Raw genomic sequence first — 15,880 nt, forward strand, 5'->3', positions numbered from 1 at the left:
GCACTGTACCCTCAAGGTCACTGAGGCATGACTTCTAAAAAACAAGAAGACTTCCAGTTCTTAAAGCACAGAGCTTTGAAATGGCAATTTAAAGGCTACCCATAAAACCAATAACAAACAAAAATCGCTGTAATGAGTCCGGCAGCATCGGCTACCAAACCACAAGTTAACGCATGACGGGTATAGCGAATTCCAACCGAACCAAAATATACTGCAAGTACATAAAAAGTGGTCTCTGTACTACCTTGAAATACTGCGGCAAGTCGCCCTGCAAATGAGTCCGGCCCGTAATGAGACATTGTTTCTAACATCATGGCTCTTGCGCCCGAGCCACTAAAGGGTTTCATCAATCCAGTAGGCATTGCATCAACAAAGCGAATGTCACCACCAAAAGCTTGTACGCAGTATGCAAGCAGCTGCAGTACATAATCCAACGCACCGGAAGCTCTAAGTAAAGCAATGGCCAATAACATCGCCAACAAATATGGAATTAGGTTGATAGAAAGCTGAAACCCTTCTTTTGCCCCTTCTACAAATTCATCATAAATTGCGACTTTTTTAAACGCTGCAATCAGCACGAAGCTAAAAATCAAACAAAGCAAAATACCATTGCCTGCAATGGCCGAGAATTCGCTGATAAAAGTCGTGGTTGACGCACCCAACACCATCAATAATGTAGCTAAACTGCTTAACAACAATGCGCCATATCCAAGAACAACCGCATTCATCAAACGAATTCGTTGGAACCAAGCCACAACACTCAAGCCAACCAAGGTCGAAGCAGTGGTGGCTAAAAGAATCGGCAAAAATACATCTGTCGGTGCCGCTGCACCCTGCTGAGCGCGATATAAAAAAACGGTAACCGGAACTAAAGTAACAGAGGATGTATTTAAGACTAAAAAAAGTATCTGGGCGTTAGTTGCGGTTTGCTTGTTTGGATTTAACGTTTGCAAATCTTGCATTGCTTTTAGCCCTAAGGGCGTTGCAGCATTATCCAAGCCTAAAAAATTAGCAGTCAAGTTCATCGTGACACTACCAAAAGCCGGGTGACCTCTTGGCACTTCAGGCATTAACCGACTCAACAAGGGCTCTAGAACTTGGGCAAAACGGCTCACTAACCCCGCTTTTTCACCAATGCGCATTAAACCCATCCATAAACTCAAAACACCCACTAAACCAATGGCAATTTCAGCAGCTAGTTTTGCGCTTGAAAAAATTGCATCAACGCTTGCTGACAGCACCTGAGAGTTGCCACTGAAAAGTTGCAAAATAATGGCTATAGCCGCCGTGATAAAAAACACAAACCAAACTCGATTTAGCAAGTAAAACTCTCCACATGTTCCATAGCGGTGACCTCAATATGGTATACTAATGCCACCGAATGAAACAGTTTGCATGATATATGGTTCAACTAAATCAAGAATTTATTAACAGTATTGCCAAAGAACTCCCTTCTCACCTTAACCTTGAAGACTTTGTCCACTATTGCAAGCAACCGCTAAGGCCTTCTATTCGAATCAATTCGTTAAAAATATCTGATGACGCCTTTCTCAAAATGATGCAACCCAAAGGTTGGCATTTTGAGCCGATACCTTGGTGTGATCATGGGTACTGGATTACACTGGAGAAAGAGGTGCAGCTCGGAAATTGCGTCGAACACTTAGCCGGACTGTTTTATATTCAAGAAGCAAGCTCAATGCTCCCCCCTTTTGCCATGCAAACTGAACTCTATAACTCAGAACTCGTATTGGACGTTGCGTCTGCACCAGGTTCTAAAACCACGCAAATGGCAGCAATGATGCAAAACCAGGGGCTGATTATTGCCAATGAGTATTCTTCAAGCCGTGTCAAAGTGCTGCATGCGAACATTTCTCGTATGGGCGTCTCAAATTGTGCAATTACTCATTTTGATGGTTGTGTGTTTGGCGAATATCAATACCAAACCTTTGACACCGTCCTACTGGATGCGCCTTGTAGTGGTGAAGGCACTGTGCGTAAAGATCCTGATTCACTGAAACATTGGGATATTCAAGAAATTGAAGACATTGCGAACACGCAAAAACAACTTATCGAGTCGGCTTTTCTTGCTTTAAAACCGGGTGGAACACTTGTTTACTCTACTTGTACGCTCAACCAACTCGAAAACCAAAATGTGTGTCGACACCTAAAAGAACGCTACGGTGATGCAGTAGAATATGTTCCGCTCAATACGCTTTTCCCTGGCGCGGAGAAAGCTTGTACTCAAGAAGGATTTTTGCATGTCTGGCCACAGATATATGATAGTGAAGGATTTTTTGTCGCCAAACTTAGAAAAACAGCTTCGGTAACCCGCCATCTAACTGAGCCCAAGCCACAAAAAAAGTTTCCATTTACCCCTGCAAACAATAAAGCGGTTGTAGCAATCTCAGAACACTTTTCCAAACAGCTCGGTCTTGAACTACCAAGTGACCAAAGCGTCCAAGTTCGCGACAATGAGTACTGGCTATTTCCGAAATCAATCCTACCGCTTATCGGGAAAATGCGTTATCAGCGCATTGGCCTCAAGCTCGCAGAGATTGCCAAACATGGCTTTAAAACGAAACATGAAGCAGTCACAACTCTGCCATTAGTCAGCGGTCGAGGGTTTGAATTAAACGAAGCACAAAGTGTTGAGTATTTAAAAGGACGGGATATCGCATTGGACGGCTCAAGCAAAGCGAAAGGAGAAATCATTGTTTGTTACCAAGGTGCCGCACTTGGGCTAGGCAAACACCTCGGGCACCGCATCAAAAACAATCTCCCCCGCGAACTTGTCAAAGACAATGTTTGTTCGAGCTGACTATAAAGCTGCTGTGAAATGAAAAATTTGCCGCTGCAAGAAATCTTATTCCTACAGTGGCTTTGACCGACTCAACACAAATTCAACGCCTTCCTAATACAATTGAAACTAATTGAAGGCTGGCTTGGCATTTTGTTAAATTAGCGACTATATTTTGACTAGACTAAGTTTTAGAGCAGATGCTAAAGCGCTCTCAAAGATAGCGCACGGCTCAGAATGAGCCCTTCCCCTAGGCCCGAAACAACCGGAATAGTTTTGGGCCTTTTTTTGTGCAAAATTCTTCAAGCCAGAATAAAAAATACTTCAAAATAAACACTGCTAAAGTGAATACAATAGGTTACCGACCGACTAACTTTGCTGCACCGTGGAATAAATCAAAGAAATTATCGCTGGTATACTTGGCGACGTCTTCATACTTTTCTCCTCGCAACTCAGCAACAAATTCGGCAACATCACGAACAAAAGCAGGCTGATTCTCCTCGCCACGGTGTGGCACAGGAGCTAAATAAGGCGCATCCGTTTCGACCAGAAGTCTGTCTTTTGGTACCTTGCGGATTACACTCCTCAAAGCTCCGGCGTTTTTAAAGGTCACAATACCAGAGACAGAAATATAGAGGCCTAAGTCGAGTGCTGCTTTGGCCATGTCCCAATCTTCAGTAAAGCAATGTAACACGCCACCAACTTTATCAGCATGACCGGATTTAAGCATGTGAATGGTATCTTGCCGCGCATCTCGCGTATGAATAATAAGAGGTTTATTAACTTGCACCGCTAAATCTATTTGTTGCTCAAAACACTGCTGTTGCAGCGACTTAGTTTCGTTTGCGTAATAATAGTCGAGGCCAGTTTCACCAATAGCGACAACCTGTTCATCCGTTGAAAACGCCGAAATTTGCTCAATATCTAAACCATCTTGAACATCAAGAGGATGTACGCCTGATGAGAGAAATACTTGCTTAAATGGCGCGACTTTGGCCTTCATTGCTTCAAAGCCACTTTGGCACACATTGACACACAAAATGTAATCGACACCGCGATTTTTAGCTTGCTCTAGGAGGAGTTTCAACGATGCCTCATCAGGCGCCGCTTTAATACGGTCGAGGTGACAGTGTGAATCAATTAGCACGGGCGTTCTCGGTTACAAAAATAAGGTGGGCAAGAATAGCGAGCTAAAACCAGTGGGTCAAGCTTACATGGTGCACGTTAGATCACCTGACGCCAACTCTCTAGAGAGGTGGTTTTCGATATGATGTTTATGGGTTTCGGGCTCAGTTAAAATCTTAACTCCAATACCGGCAGGTCGACCGCCGGAAGCACCCATCGGGTTAATCCAAACCACGCTCCCCCGAAACTCATGGGTATTTCCAGTACTCGGCAAGCGATAGGATATCGTTAGTTCCTGCCCTAAATAGTGGGCTTCGCTCGTTGTAATAAACAAGCCTGCAGGCTTTATAAACGGCATATAAGCGCGATAAAGCTGGTGCAAAGTGTCGAAGTTTAAAACAACATCTACCATGGATTAATTTAACTCACTCTATTTGCTACTGGTGAGCATCTGTTTATCATTTTGATTGATAAGCAAATACTACAATTTAGTTACTTGTTGATATTCTAGAACAAAACGCTGACAAATGGCTAAATTATTTACATTTGGCATACGATTTAATTGGTGGACTTGATGCATCACTTGGTCTGCGAGCGCAACAACCGCTTGACGCATAAATGGATTATCCAGTTTAGGCTGTAGTAATTGTTGACGAAGAACAAAATATAAAACCTTAAGTGCATCAACAAGATGCTCATCCTTCAATTGGGTAAACCCAAGCTGTAGCTGTCCAGTCGTTAGGCTGTTTACCCAATTATTCCGGTATTTCAACAACTGCTCATAGTGGCCGTTTTCACAATATTCAACTAAAGGTATGGGGCCACCAACAACCGGTAAACACCAGAGTTTATCTTGGCACGGTCCAAGTTGCTGCTCTAGCCAAGTCCTTAATGCTTTTTTATCTGGCGTTGCCACTAAAGTGCGTTGACAGCGGCTCGTAATCGTCGCCATTAATCGACTCGGAGTGTCGGATTGTAAAATCAATAAAGAATTAACACCTGGTTCTTCTAATGTTTTCAACAACGCATTTGCGGCAGCATGATTTAGCTTTTCACACTGACGGATCAGAGCAACACGATAGCCACCTTGTTGAGCAGTATTCTGTAGTCGCTGGCACAGCTGGCGAACTTGGTCGACTTTGATTTGATTGCCGTCAGCTTCAAGCGCATAAAAATCAGGATGCGTTCTTGCTTCAAACAACTGACAGCTCTTGCAAAAGCCGCATGCACCATGGTTTGAAGCTTTTTCACACAACACAGCTTGTGCCATGGCCATGCAGAGCGTATCTGCACCATAACCTATACTTCCGCCCACCAATTGTGCATGAGCGATCTTTTGACGATGTACAATCCCCATGAAATGCGCGAAAGAAGGCTCAAGCCATGGCAATAGCGGCATTATGCCCAACCCTGTGCCGCTAAGCTGGTTAAAATATCTTTATGCACCTGCTCTATAGGCTGTTCAGCATCAATCACAATAATCGAGTCATCTTTTGCTGCAACGTCCAAATAAGCAGTGCGGGCACGCTCAAAAAATGAGAGTTTTTGTTGTTCGATTCTATCAAGTTCCCCTCGAAGTGCCGCTCTTTCCAAACCTACTTTGGGGTTAATATCTAAATACACAGTTAAGTCTGGCTTAAAGTCTCCCAAAATTACATCACTAATCGATTGAACCAATGGCATTAAACCGCGGCCACCACCTTGATAAGCGATGGAGCTCAAGTTATGTCTATCTCCCAGCACCCAATGCCCTTGCGCTAAAGCGGGCTGAATAACGTTCGCAACAAGCTGCGCACGAGCAGCATAGATCAACAAGCATTCAGATTTATCACAAAGAGGATCGGTGTTATCTGCAATCTTAACCAAATCTCTCATTTTTTCAGCCAGAGGAGTTCCACCGGGCTCCCGGGTACAAACAGGCTCTGCGCCGGTTTTTGCATGAATAAAATCACGAACCAACGAGATGGCGCTAGACTTTCCGGCGCCCTCTAGACCTTCTATCACAATAAACTTGCCCTGTTGGCTCATTTTCTATTTCTCTGATATTGATTCACAGCACGATTATGCTGTTTTAGTGTATTTGAAAAGATATGACTGCCATCATTGCGTGAAACAAAATAGAGGGCTTCACTTTTTGCTGGGTGTGCAGCAGCTAACAGCGATGCACGACTTGGAGCCGCAATCGGCGTTGGCGGAAGCCCTTTGATGGCATAGGTGTTGAACGCGGTAGGCGTTCTCAAATCTTTACGCGTAATATTGCCGTTAAACTTATCCCCAATACCATAAATAACGGTTGGATCGGTTTGTAGGCGCATTCTTTTTCTCAACCGATTAATAAATACAGAAGCAATCAATGGCCGCTCATGGGCTTGGCCGGTTTCTTTTTCAATAATCGATGCCAAAATCAGCAATTCATAGTCCGATTTGAGCGGCAAATTAGGCGCTCGGTTCCGCCAAATTTCAGCCAATTGCGATTTCATGCTTTGGTAACTTTGAGTCAAAATCGTTTCGGCACTTTCATTCGCTCGATATTGAAAGGTATTCGGGAAAAACTTCCCTTCCGGTAATGAAGAGTTATCTTGTTGTTTCAACAACACCTTTTCAAACGGATTACCATTTAAAGTTAACCGCGGCGCTTGCTTAAGCTGTTGTAACCACTCTTTAACCGTCAAGCCTTCCACCAAAGTAATAGAGAATGTTTTCTCTTCACCGCGATTCAACTTATTTAGTAAGTCGGAAAGTGTTTCATTGGGAGTGATTTCATAGTAACCGGAGCGGATGTTCGCCAAATCAGGGCGCAATTTGAGCAGTATTTTAAGTTTCCATAACTCTGATATCATGCCTTGCTGCTCGAGCGACTTAAAAAACTGATTAAACGAGGTCCCTCGAGTCAGTTCCACTTCAGTTGTTTGGGTTATTTTTAATGGTGTTTGGGGGTAAGCTAAAACACTTTGATAAATATACCCACCGATGCAGGTGCCAATTAAACATAAGCACAACAAAAAGTAAGCAACTGGTTTTGATAGTAGTTTCATAGTTGAATATTAAGTTTACGACGAAGGATTTCTGTCACTGGATGAGCTTGAAAATACTGTGCATCAATACGAGTCACATCCACGCACCCCAATAAACTATTAGTGATAAATGCGTGCTGAAATTGAGGTAACCCTACACTTTCCGTATCGTTTTCGCGATCCCCAAGATAATCTATCCGTGTCATTTTAATATCAAAGCCAAGCTCAATTAATGCTTCAATGATTTGCTGGCGCATGACTCCAGAGACACCACTATGGCTCAGTACGGGGGTAATGACACTTTGACCATCAATGAAAAATATATTTGCCATTGATGTTTCAATCACATCACCTTTTGCATCTAATGCTAGAGAATCGTCAGCCCATTGAGGAAGTGGTCGACGTTTGATCAGAACTTGCTCCAAACGATTTAAATGCTTTATTCCGGCTAATCGGGGTTGTTGCCCTAATTGAATCGAAGATGTAGCAAGTGCAATCCCGCTGCGTTGCCAGTTACGGTAATGCGTAGGGATTGACTGCACCGAAATGATTTCATTCAAGTCAGGCTGTTCTGGAGGCGTGTACCCACGTCCACCAGCACCACGGCTCACCATGAGTTTGAGGCATGAATTAGGATATTGTTGCGCAGCTTCTAACATTGCACTTTGGCTTTGTTGCGAAATTTGCCAACCAAAACCGAGCCGGTGAGCACTTTGCTGCAATCGACTTAGATGACTTCCAAGAAACAATATTTTGCCATAAGAAACACGCATGGTCGCAAATAAACCGTCGCCATAACTTAGTCCTCGGTCATTCGCTTGAATACACGGAGCACCGATATCGGTCGCGATGCCATTTATCCAAAGAGCGTCCATTTATTCGTCCTGGCTGATCCGGCTTGCAACAGCCTCTTGTTGATCTTTATATTTTGCGTTTTCACGTTGATTGTATGGACGAGCCACCGCAGAACTCAAGCGCTCAAAATTTAGTGCGCCTATCGTCATGTTTGGCCGCAATGCCAGCGGCAGTTTTCCACTATTAAAAAACTCCAATACAATCTTACCTTGCCAGCCTGGATCAATGCGGTGGGCGGTCACATGCACCATTAAACCAAGACGAGCTAACGAAGAGCGACCGTCTAACCAACCAACAATATCCGCCGGTAAGGTGACTGTTTCGTAGGTGACAGCCAAAGCCAACTCTCCAGGATGAAGAAAAAATGCCTCGCCTTCCGCGATTTCTATTTTATCACTCATCACCCGGTCTAGTGCTTCCTGAACTTCAACACTTGGACCACTCAGATCAATAAAGGGCGCAGTATGATCCTGAAATACACGAAACTGATTCCCAAGGCGTACATCAATACTTACGCCACTGATGGCATCATTGCTAGGCCGAGGTTCAATAATAATTGAACCCTCATCCAAGCATTGCTCAATTTCGATATCCGTAAGACGCATGCGATCTCTATCTCCCTATATACTCCAAACGAAAATGGATTCTATCTCGCCAATAGGTGTTGAATTCTAGTTTTTAAAATATCGGTCGCAATTCGGTTTTTACCCCCACGAGGAACAATAATATCGGCATATTGTTTTGATGGTTCAATGAATTGCAAAAACATAGGGCGAACCGTTTTTTTGTACTGTGCGATGACAGATTCCATGGTTCGGCCGCGCTCTTCGACATCACGAGTCAAGCGACGCAAAAAACAGATGTCTAAAGGGGTATCCATAAAAACACTCGCATCCATCACATCACGAAGCGCCGGATCGGTGAGTAACAAAATCCCTTCAAGGATAATCACCTTTTTCGGCTGCATATCAATCACTTCGCTTGTACGAGTATGCTCGGTATAGCTATAGCAAGGAATTTGTGCTGCTTTTCCAGATTTCAATTGTGCAAGGTGTTTACACAACAGTTCATGGTCTAGAGCTTTGGGGTGATCGTAATTGGTTTTAACCCGATCTTCCATCGAGAGATGGCTTTGATCGTGATAATAAGCGTCCTCTGCAATCACACCAATTTGATCGGTGCCAAGATCACGGCACAGCTCTTCATAAATGGTCTTGGCAATGAGGCTTTTGCCAGAGGCCGAAGCCCCTGCAATCCCAATAATCACACACTGTTGAGAATTCATCTTGCTACGCCCTACTCGTCTTCTGATACGCTAATTGATACACCCGATTGCACTTCACTCAATGCGAGTTGAGCGCCAACTTTGCGCGCTATCTCTCGATAAGTCGCAGCCTCATTACTTTCTGGTTGAGAAACAACGCTTGGTGCACCATTATCAGCGCCTTCACGAATTGAGAGCTTCAGCGGCAAAGCACCGAGCAGCGGCACCTGATAACGTTCCGCTATTTTCGCACCTCCGTCGGAACCAAATGGATGCTCTTTGTGGCCACATGATTGACACTCGTGATAACTCATATTCTCAACAACACCAAGCACTGGAATCTTTACCTTATTAAACATGCTGATGCCTTTTTGAGCATCGGCAAGAGCAATATCTTGAGGTGTTGTGACAATCACGGCTCCACTTACAGGCACTTTTTGCGATAAAGTAAGCTGAATGTCACCTGTTCCTGGTGGCATATCAATCACAAGATAATCCAATTCAGGCCATAGTGTTTCGTTAATCAACTGAGTCAAAGCGCCGGCTGCCATAGGGCCACGCCATACGGCAGCTTCATCATCAATTAGCATGAAACCTATAGATTGAGCGGTAATACCATGGTTGGTGGCTGCGGTCATGTGCTTGCCATCAGGCGACTCTGGCACAAACTTGGAGACTCCAAGCATCAGCGGGATGGATGGACCATAGATATCTGCATCTAAAATGCCTACTTTAGCGCCTTCTGCTGCGAGCGCGAGCGCGAGATTCACTGAAGTCGTTGATTTACCTACACCACCTTTTCCAGATGCGACTGCAATCACTTGCTTCACATTTGGGATCGCTTGAGCACCGGGAACAACGGAGAAATTTGCGGGTTGGAAGTCAATTTCACATTCAACCTCATCAATAGCATCGAGCACGGCAAGCTTCTTCGTCACCGCCATTACGGTATCACGATACTGGGTTTGACAAGGATACGGGTAAACCAAACCTAGCTTTAATTGCTTGCCTTCGATATCAAGCTTAGAGACGCAACCAGCGCTCACTAAACCTTTTTGTAAATATGGATCTTGATAAGCATCTAGAATCGCCAAAACCGGCGCTAAAAGATCGTCACTGAGACGATAATCTTGTTGACTCGCTGACAAAATGATTACCCCATTGGAAGAATTTGGCTAAGTGTACCAGATAATGGCAGAAACTTTAGCGTAGTTTTAGCACACTTAGCACAGGTTTAGATGAAAGTCGTTTATGGATCGGTTAGTATCTATCCCAATTAATTTAGGCCCAACATGATTTGAGAAAAGATGGCAAATTCACAACGTAAAATTTTGGTGACTAGTGCACTTCCTTACGCAAATGGCCCGATCCATTTAGGTCATATGCTCGAGTATATTCAAACCGATATTTGGTCTCGTTACCAAAAACTACGTGGCCACGAGTGCTACTATATTTGTGCAGATGATGCGCATGGCACACCAATCATGTTGAAAGCGCAGCAGCTTGGGGTGAAGCCCGAAGAGATGATCGCCCAAGTTCAAACGGAACATCAGCAAGATTTTGCAGACTTCCATATTGAGTTTGACAACTATCACAGCACCCATAGTGAAGAAAACCGTGAGTTGGCCAGTGATATCTACCTAAAACTCCGAGATGGTGGATACATTAAAACCAAAACAATTTCTCAGTTATTTGACCCTGAGAAGTCAATGTTCTTACCCGATCGCTTTGTAAAAGGCACATGTCCAAAATGTAAATCGGAAGACCAATACGGCGACAACTGTGATTCTTGTGGCGCAACTTATAGCCCGACAGATTTGATTAATCCGAAATCCGCCGTTTCTGGTGCAACCCCTATCATGAAAGATACGGAGCACTTCTTCTTTGATTTGCCTGCATTTGAAAACATGTTGCAAGAATGGACACGCTCAGGCTCTTTGCAACAAGAGATGGCAAATAAACTTGGAGAATGGTTTGAGCAAGGTCTACAGCAATGGGACATTACTCGCGATGCACCTTACTTTGGTTTTGAAATTCCAGATGCACCAGGCAAATTCTTTTATGTGTGGCTAGATGCTCCGATTGGCTATATGGGTTCGTTTAAAAACCTATGTGACAAGCGCGACGACTTAAACTTTGACGAGTTTTGGAATAAAGATTCAACTGCTGAGGTGTATCACTTTATCGGTAAAGATATCGTGTACTTCCATAGTTTGTTCTGGCCAGCCATGCTTGAAGGTGCAGGCTACCGTAAACCGAATAGTGTTTATGCCCATGGTTATGTCACCGTAAATGGCGCGAAAATGTCAAAGTCGAAAGGCACATTTATTAAAGCCCGTACTTACCTTGAGCACCTTCAGCCTGAATATTTGCGTTATTATTATGCGGCGAAGTTAAGTAGCAGAATTGACGATTTAGATCTAAATCTTGAAGATTTCGCACAACGCGTTAACTCTGATTTAGTGGGCAAGCTGGTAAACCTAGCCTCACGAACTGCTGGTTTTATTAGTAAGCGCTTTGACGGTAAGTTAGCAGATATCGAAGATATGACACTCACCAACGAGTTCCTCGCGAAGCAAGACCTTATTGCTGAATATTATGAGAGCCGAGAATATGGTAAAGCTATGCGGGAGATAATGGCTCTTGCTGATAATGCAAATGCTTTTGTTGCAGACGCTGCCCCTTGGCAACTCGTCAAACAAGACGATAAGCAAAGTGAAGCGCATCAAGTTTGTAGTAATGCACTCAACCTATTCAGAATCCTAGTAACGTACCTTAAGCCGGTACTTCCTAAACTCGCTGAAGATGTAGAAGCTTTCCTACAATTCCCGCTCACTTGGGACAATCTTGGTGCTTCGTTAGCGAACCATGAAATTGCCAAATTCAAAGCGCTGATGCAGCGGGTTGATATGAAGAAGATTGAAGCGATTACAGAAGCGTCTAAAGAAAACCTAGAAGTTCAGAAAGCACCAGAAACTGAGCTTGAAAAAGATCCAATCTCTGAAGAAATAAGCTTCGACGACTTTGCCAAATTAGATTTAAGAATTGCACGTATTGCAAAGGCTGAACACGTACCAGATGCTAACAAGCTACTTAAGCTGCAGCTAGATTTGGGCGGCGAAACAAAACAAGTGTTTGCAGGGATCAAGTCAGCCTATGCTCCGGAAGATCTTGAAGGCAAGCTGACCGTGATGGTCGCAAACCTTGCCCCAAGAAAAATGCGTTTTGGTATGTCGGAAGGGATGGTGCTTGCGGCAGGCCCGGGTAAGAAAGATCTGTGGATCCTTGAGCCACACGATGGTGCTCAGCCGGGAATGCGCGTTAAGTAAAACTTATTCGAACACGATAAGCACACATCAAAAAGCCGCTCTTCGCGGCTTTTTTGTTGTTTTGTTTTTATATAAAACTGAACCATCAGCTCAACAATTTTCGTCAAGAAGCTGCTTTCTTTATAACGGAATAAATAGGGCTAAACCGTTACATCACACTGGATTGACGATGTCAACAAAATGGTGGGTAAGACCAAACTCTTGGGCAAGGTGATGACCTAAGGCTTGAATACCATACAACTCAGTTGCGTGATGCCCTGCAGCAAAATAGTCCACTCCCTGCTCTACTGCGCAATGAAAAGTACGCTCAGAAATTTCACCGCTTATAAACGCATCAACACCAAGTTGCGCCGCCATATCGATGTAGTCTTGCGCCCCTCCAGTACACCAAGCAACAGACTGAATCGAGTGTGACACCGCAGAAATATGTTGTGGCGCGCGATTTAAATGACTTTCGATATGCTTCGCAAAATCCTCACCTTTCATCGGTAAATCGAGCTTCCCTTGCCACAGCAATCCATCTCCAAATGCTTCTACGGGTTCAGCATTAATCATCCCAAGACGCCGGCCCAACTCTGCATTGTTGCCTATCATCGGATGAGCATCTAGTGGCAGATGATACCCAAACAAGTTGATGTCACTTTCAAGCAAGGATTTAATACGCCGCTGCTTCATGCCCGTGATGACTTCCGGCTCATTCTTCCAAAAGAAACCATGATGAACGAGAATTGCATCAGCATTTAATTTGACGGCCTCATCTATCAAAGCTTGGCAAGCTGTTACACCGGTAACGATAGTTTTAATTTCAGCACGGCCTTCGACTTGCAGTCCATTTGGTGCGTAATCCTTAAACTTAGCCGTTTGTAAAAAGTCAGCTAAATATTGAGACAAAGTATGACGTTTCACGAGTCACCCCTTTTTGAATAGATTGGATAAGTTTATCCCATGCAGCGCAATGAAGCAGCAGAATTAATCAGCAACAAGGGTGTGAGCCGACAAGCATAATTACTGCAACTATTGGTTGAGGTCACTGAAACAAACCAGATTTGGAGCAAAAGTGGACAGATACATGGTTTCACCTTTAAAATTGCGCGGATTCGAAACACAAACAATAAATTAAACAGGTTAAAACTATGTCAAAACTGACCAAAGAAGAAGTAATCAGCACCCTGCAAGACGCCTTATCCAAAAAAGAAAATAAGGCAGTAACAATCGAGCAGAAAGGTAGCTGGTACAAAATCGATGGCGGTAAGTCTATTCGCTTCAGTGAACTCGAAACTATGTTAGAAGAGTTCGGAGCAGCACCTCAAGTTGAAGCCAAAGCTGAAACGAAACCTGTCGCAAAAAAGGCGCCAGCAAAAAAATCACCTGCAAAGAAAACTGCAGATAAAGCACCAACGTCAAACGTTGGCATGACGCCAAAGCAACTATGGCGCAATAAACTCGCTGCACAATCTGGTAAGTCAACCTTACCGCGTGGATTCTAAAACGAACACGACGGAAAAAGGAGCTATAGGGCTCCTTTTTTCTTGTCTACACTTTCAACTTCACACCCGATATCATTTACATGGCTTTATCAACTCGAACACCATTCTTTAAGTAAACAACCCTCACCTCATCACCGGGGTTAAATATCATCCGTGTATCTAAATCTTGTAAAATCATCACTTGCGATTGGTCTTCAAGATTAATCATTAACTCGACCAATTCCAACGTTTGATAACGCTCTCCGCGCTGTCGACTCGCCATATTTGCGCCAATCAATGCTCCGATGACGGTCGCAATGTCCTGACCCGAACCACCGCCAAATTGATGTCCGATTGCGCCACCAGCTAGTGCGCCCCCGAATGTACGCCACCCATTGTTCTGGTCTTCAATTAATTGTTTTTCTGTAATATTTCGAACAGAATTAACAGTGCCATAGGTCACTTTCTCAACTGGAATGGCTTTATTACGCTCGTAAGCCAAAGTTGCAGAGCTAAAACAAAGGGCAAAAATCAGTAATAAGTAACGCGTACTAGGTTTCAACATCAGGAATTTTCCGCTAAATTAAAGAGAGTCCTTAGACCAAATAATACCCAATTGTGAACTCACTGTCTTTTTTAAATCATGACGTAGAACGATTTCCCGCACCCGAATTTGCGCTTTCAGATCCCAATGGGCTATTAGCGATTGGTGGTGACCTACAACCTGCGCGTCTCATGGCGGCTTATTACAATGGGATTTTCCCTTGGTTTAATGCCGATGATCCAATTCTATGGTGGTCACCCGATCCCCGAGCTGTATTTGTTCCAGGCAGTATTCGTGTTAGCCGTAGTACACGTAAATATTTAAAGAAACAGCCGTGGCATTATACAATAAACACAGCTTTTGAAGCCGTCGTGACGGGTTGTGCCGGTCCACGCAATAATCAGGATGGCACATGGATAACCGACGATATTCAAGATGCCTATAAAACTTTACACAAAAATGGCAATGCTCATTCTATCGAAGTTTGGCAACAAGGGCAGCTCATCGGGGGACTATATGGCTTAGCCATTGGGCAGGTATTTTGTGGTGAATCGATGTTTCATACGAAAACCAATGCATCAAAAGCTGCAATGATCATGCTCCATCAACATTTACTCCGAAATGGTTTTAAGTTGATTGATGCACAAATCATGAACCCCCACCTTGATAGCCTTGGGGCAAAGGCAATAAAACGAAAAGACTTTATCAAATTGCTACAAAGGTTTCGCGACAAAGAAGCCTGCTCAACCAGTTGGCAAGCCGGAGAGGTACTGATTGAACTCTGACCCACACACGATTGCTATTGGCATTAGCAAAGCCTCAACATGCGTCTATAAGCCTGAAAAACAAGAACAGCTACTCGTCATTCAAGAAGAACAACTCGATATTAGTTTATTTGAAAGATTGCTCGCCCTTGGCTTTCGAAGAAGTGGCGACGCTATGTACAAACCTCGCTGTGCAGGATGCCAAGCCTGCTTGCCCATTCGAATCCCAATTGCTGATTTTAGCCCTTCTAAACGGCAAAAACGGACGCTAAAAAACAATCTGGATATTCATTGGCAAGTTACTGAACAATACAATGAAAAGCACTATCAGCTATATGCACAGTATATTGCTGAGCGACATATGGATGGCCCAATGTATCCGCCAACCCCAGAACAATATCAAAACTTCTTGCTTTGTCGTTGGCTGCAGCCGTTATTTATTGAGCTCTATCATGAACAAGAGTTAATTGGAGTCGCGGTAACTGATCACTCAAGCAATTGCTTTTCTGCTATTTATAGCTATTTCTCACCAAAACTTGCAAAACGTTCGCTAGGTGCATTAATGATTTTGATTCAAATCGAGGTTGCCAAGCAAATGGGAAAACAATACCTTTATTTGGGTTATCAGATAGATGACAATCGCAAGATGAATTATAAGCGCCTATATCGCCCCTACGAGATATTATCTGCGACTGGTTGGCAATATTACGAGAATCCCTAGT

General features: G+C 43.8%; 17 protein-coding genes. 5 read left to right on the forward strand and 12 right to left on the reverse strand.

Annotated elements, in window-relative coordinates:
- Positions 1-95: 95 nt before the first annotated feature.
- A complete protein-coding gene (locus IEY18_RS14180) occupies positions 96-1,322 on the reverse strand; it encodes a spore maturation protein (protein WP_188921960.1) in 1,227 nt (408 codons plus the stop codon).
- A gap of 80 nt (positions 1,323-1,402) precedes the next feature.
- Here IEY18_RS14180 and rsmF point away from each other — a divergent pair, with 80 nt between their 5' ends.
- The gene (gene rsmF, locus IEY18_RS14185) at positions 1,403-2,818 is read left to right on the forward strand and encodes a 16S rRNA (cytosine(1407)-C(5))-methyltransferase RsmF (RefSeq protein WP_188921962.1); all 1,416 of its coding nucleotides are present in this window, start codon (positions 1,403-1,405) and stop codon (positions 2,816-2,818) included.
- Between the two features lie 337 nt (positions 2,819-3,155).
- Here rsmF and IEY18_RS14190 read toward each other — a convergent pair whose 3' ends face one another.
- From IEY18_RS14190 to apbC, 9 genes are all read right to left on the reverse strand, one after another.
- The gene (locus IEY18_RS14190) at positions 3,156-3,944 is read right to left on the reverse strand and encodes a TatD family hydrolase (RefSeq protein ID WP_188921964.1); all 789 of its coding nucleotides are present in this window, start codon (positions 3,942-3,944) and stop codon (positions 3,156-3,158) included.
- Positions 3,945-4,007: 63 nt separating this feature from the next.
- Complete coding sequence (locus tag IEY18_RS14195; protein ID WP_188921966.1) at positions 4,008-4,334, reverse strand: PilZ domain-containing protein; 327 nt, start codon at positions 4,332-4,334, stop codon at positions 4,008-4,010.
- Positions 4,335-4,403: 69 nt separating this feature from the next.
- Positions 4,404-5,321 carry a DNA polymerase III subunit delta' gene (gene holB / locus IEY18_RS14200; RefSeq protein WP_188921968.1) on the reverse strand — a complete coding sequence of 306 codons (918 nt, stop codon included), beginning with the start codon at positions 5,319-5,321 and terminating at the stop codon, positions 4,404-4,406.
- Positions 5,321-5,950 (reverse strand): dTMP kinase, encoded by a 630-nt coding sequence (tmk, locus tag IEY18_RS14205; protein WP_188921970.1) that lies wholly within the window; start codon positions 5,948-5,950, stop codon positions 5,321-5,323. Before tmk ends, holB begins: the two co-directional genes overlap by 1 nt.
- The gene (gene mltG / locus IEY18_RS14210; protein ID WP_188921972.1) at positions 5,947-6,957 is read right to left on the reverse strand and encodes an endolytic transglycosylase MltG; all 1,011 of its coding nucleotides are present in this window, start codon (positions 6,955-6,957) and stop codon (positions 5,947-5,949) included. Before mltG ends, tmk begins: the two co-directional genes overlap by 4 nt.
- Positions 6,954-7,811: an aminodeoxychorismate lyase gene (gene pabC / locus IEY18_RS14215; RefSeq protein ID WP_188921974.1), complete on the reverse strand. Its 858-nt coding sequence runs from the start codon at positions 7,809-7,811 to the stop codon at positions 6,954-6,956. Before pabC ends, mltG begins: the two co-directional genes overlap by 4 nt.
- A complete protein-coding gene (gene dcd / locus IEY18_RS14220; RefSeq protein WP_188921976.1) occupies positions 7,812-8,396 on the reverse strand; it encodes a dCTP deaminase in 585 nt (194 codons plus the stop codon).
- Between the two features lie 41 nt (positions 8,397-8,437).
- Positions 8,438-9,076, reverse strand: coding sequence for a uridine kinase (gene udk, locus IEY18_RS14225; RefSeq protein ID WP_188921978.1), 639 nt, complete (start codon positions 9,074-9,076; stop codon positions 8,438-8,440).
- Positions 9,077-9,087: 11 nt separating this feature from the next.
- Positions 9,088-10,203 (reverse strand): iron-sulfur cluster carrier protein ApbC, encoded by a 1,116-nt coding sequence (gene apbC, locus IEY18_RS14230; RefSeq protein ID WP_188921980.1) that lies wholly within the window; start codon positions 10,201-10,203, stop codon positions 9,088-9,090.
- 159 nt (positions 10,204-10,362) lie between these two features.
- On the opposite strand from apbC, the gene metG reads away from it, so the two are divergent.
- Positions 10,363-12,384, forward strand: coding sequence for a methionine--tRNA ligase (gene metG, locus IEY18_RS14235; protein WP_188921982.1), 2,022 nt, complete (start codon positions 10,363-10,365; stop codon positions 12,382-12,384).
- Positions 12,385-12,537: 153 nt separating this feature from the next.
- Here metG and IEY18_RS14240 read toward each other — a convergent pair whose 3' ends face one another.
- A complete protein-coding gene (locus tag IEY18_RS14240; protein ID WP_188921985.1) occupies positions 12,538-13,290 on the reverse strand; it encodes a Nif3-like dinuclear metal center hexameric protein in 753 nt (250 codons plus the stop codon).
- Positions 13,291-13,517: 227 nt separating this feature from the next.
- Between IEY18_RS14240 and IEY18_RS14245 the strand changes: the two genes are divergently transcribed.
- Entirely contained in the window at positions 13,518-13,871 is a 354-nt protein-coding gene (locus IEY18_RS14245) for a hypothetical protein (RefSeq protein WP_188921987.1), read from the forward strand.
- 76 nt (positions 13,872-13,947) lie between these two features.
- Here the strand turns inward: IEY18_RS14245 and IEY18_RS14250 are convergent, their stop codons facing one another.
- Positions 13,948-14,415: an outer membrane lipoprotein gene (locus IEY18_RS14250; RefSeq protein WP_188921989.1), complete on the reverse strand. Its 468-nt coding sequence runs from the start codon at positions 14,413-14,415 to the stop codon at positions 13,948-13,950.
- Positions 14,416-14,468: 53 nt separating this feature from the next.
- Here IEY18_RS14250 and aat point away from each other — a divergent pair, with 53 nt between their 5' ends.
- Together aat and IEY18_RS14260 are read left to right on the forward strand one after the other, a co-directional pair.
- Positions 14,469-15,179, forward strand: a complete 711-nt coding sequence (gene aat / locus IEY18_RS14255) for a leucyl/phenylalanyl-tRNA--protein transferase (RefSeq protein WP_188921991.1) — start codon at positions 14,469-14,471, stop codon at positions 15,177-15,179.
- On the forward strand, positions 15,169-15,879 hold the full coding sequence (locus IEY18_RS14260) for an arginyltransferase (protein WP_188921993.1): 711 nt from the start codon (positions 15,169-15,171) through the stop codon (positions 15,877-15,879). The genes aat and IEY18_RS14260 overlap by 11 nt, the downstream gene beginning before the upstream one ends.
- The last annotated feature ends 1 nt before the right edge of the window (position 15,880 follow it).

Source organism: Shewanella gelidii, from assembly GCF_014647855.1.
GTDB classification, from domain to species: Bacteria; Pseudomonadota; Gammaproteobacteria; order Enterobacterales; family Shewanellaceae; genus Shewanella; species Shewanella gelidii.

Bases quoted from the DNA above. Each gene is read 5' to 3' on its own strand.
- rsmF (WP_188921962.1), top strand. From the start codon at position 1,403: ATGGTTCAACTAAATCAAGAATTTATTAACAGTATTGCCAAAGAACTC.
- IEY18_RS14195 (WP_188921966.1), bottom strand. From the start codon at position 4,334: ATGGTAGATGTTGTTTTAAACTTCGACACTTTGCACCAGCTTTATCGC.
- holB (WP_188921968.1), bottom strand. From the start codon at position 5,321: ATGCCGCTATTGCCATGGCTTGAGCCTTCTTTCGCGCATTTCATGGGG.
- tmk (WP_188921970.1), bottom strand. From the start codon at position 5,950: ATGAGCCAACAGGGCAAGTTTATTGTGATAGAAGGTCTAGAGGGCGCC.
- mltG (WP_188921972.1), bottom strand. From the start codon at position 6,957: ATGAAACTACTATCAAAACCAGTTGCTTACTTTTTGTTGTGCTTATGT.
- pabC (WP_188921974.1), bottom strand. From the start codon at position 7,811: ATGGACGCTCTTTGGATAAATGGCATCGCGACCGATATCGGTGCTCCG.
- dcd (WP_188921976.1), bottom strand. From the start codon at position 8,396: ATGCGTCTTACGGATATCGAAATTGAGCAATGCTTGGATGAGGGTTCA.
- udk (WP_188921978.1), bottom strand. From the start codon at position 9,076: ATGAATTCTCAACAGTGTGTGATTATTGGGATTGCAGGGGCTTCGGCC.
- metG (WP_188921982.1), top strand. From the start codon at position 10,363: ATGGCAAATTCACAACGTAAAATTTTGGTGACTAGTGCACTTCCTTAC.
- IEY18_RS14245 (WP_188921987.1), top strand. From the start codon at position 13,518: ATGTCAAAACTGACCAAAGAAGAAGTAATCAGCACCCTGCAAGACGCC.
- IEY18_RS14250 (WP_188921989.1), bottom strand. From the start codon at position 14,415: ATGTTGAAACCTAGTACGCGTTACTTATTACTGATTTTTGCCCTTTGT.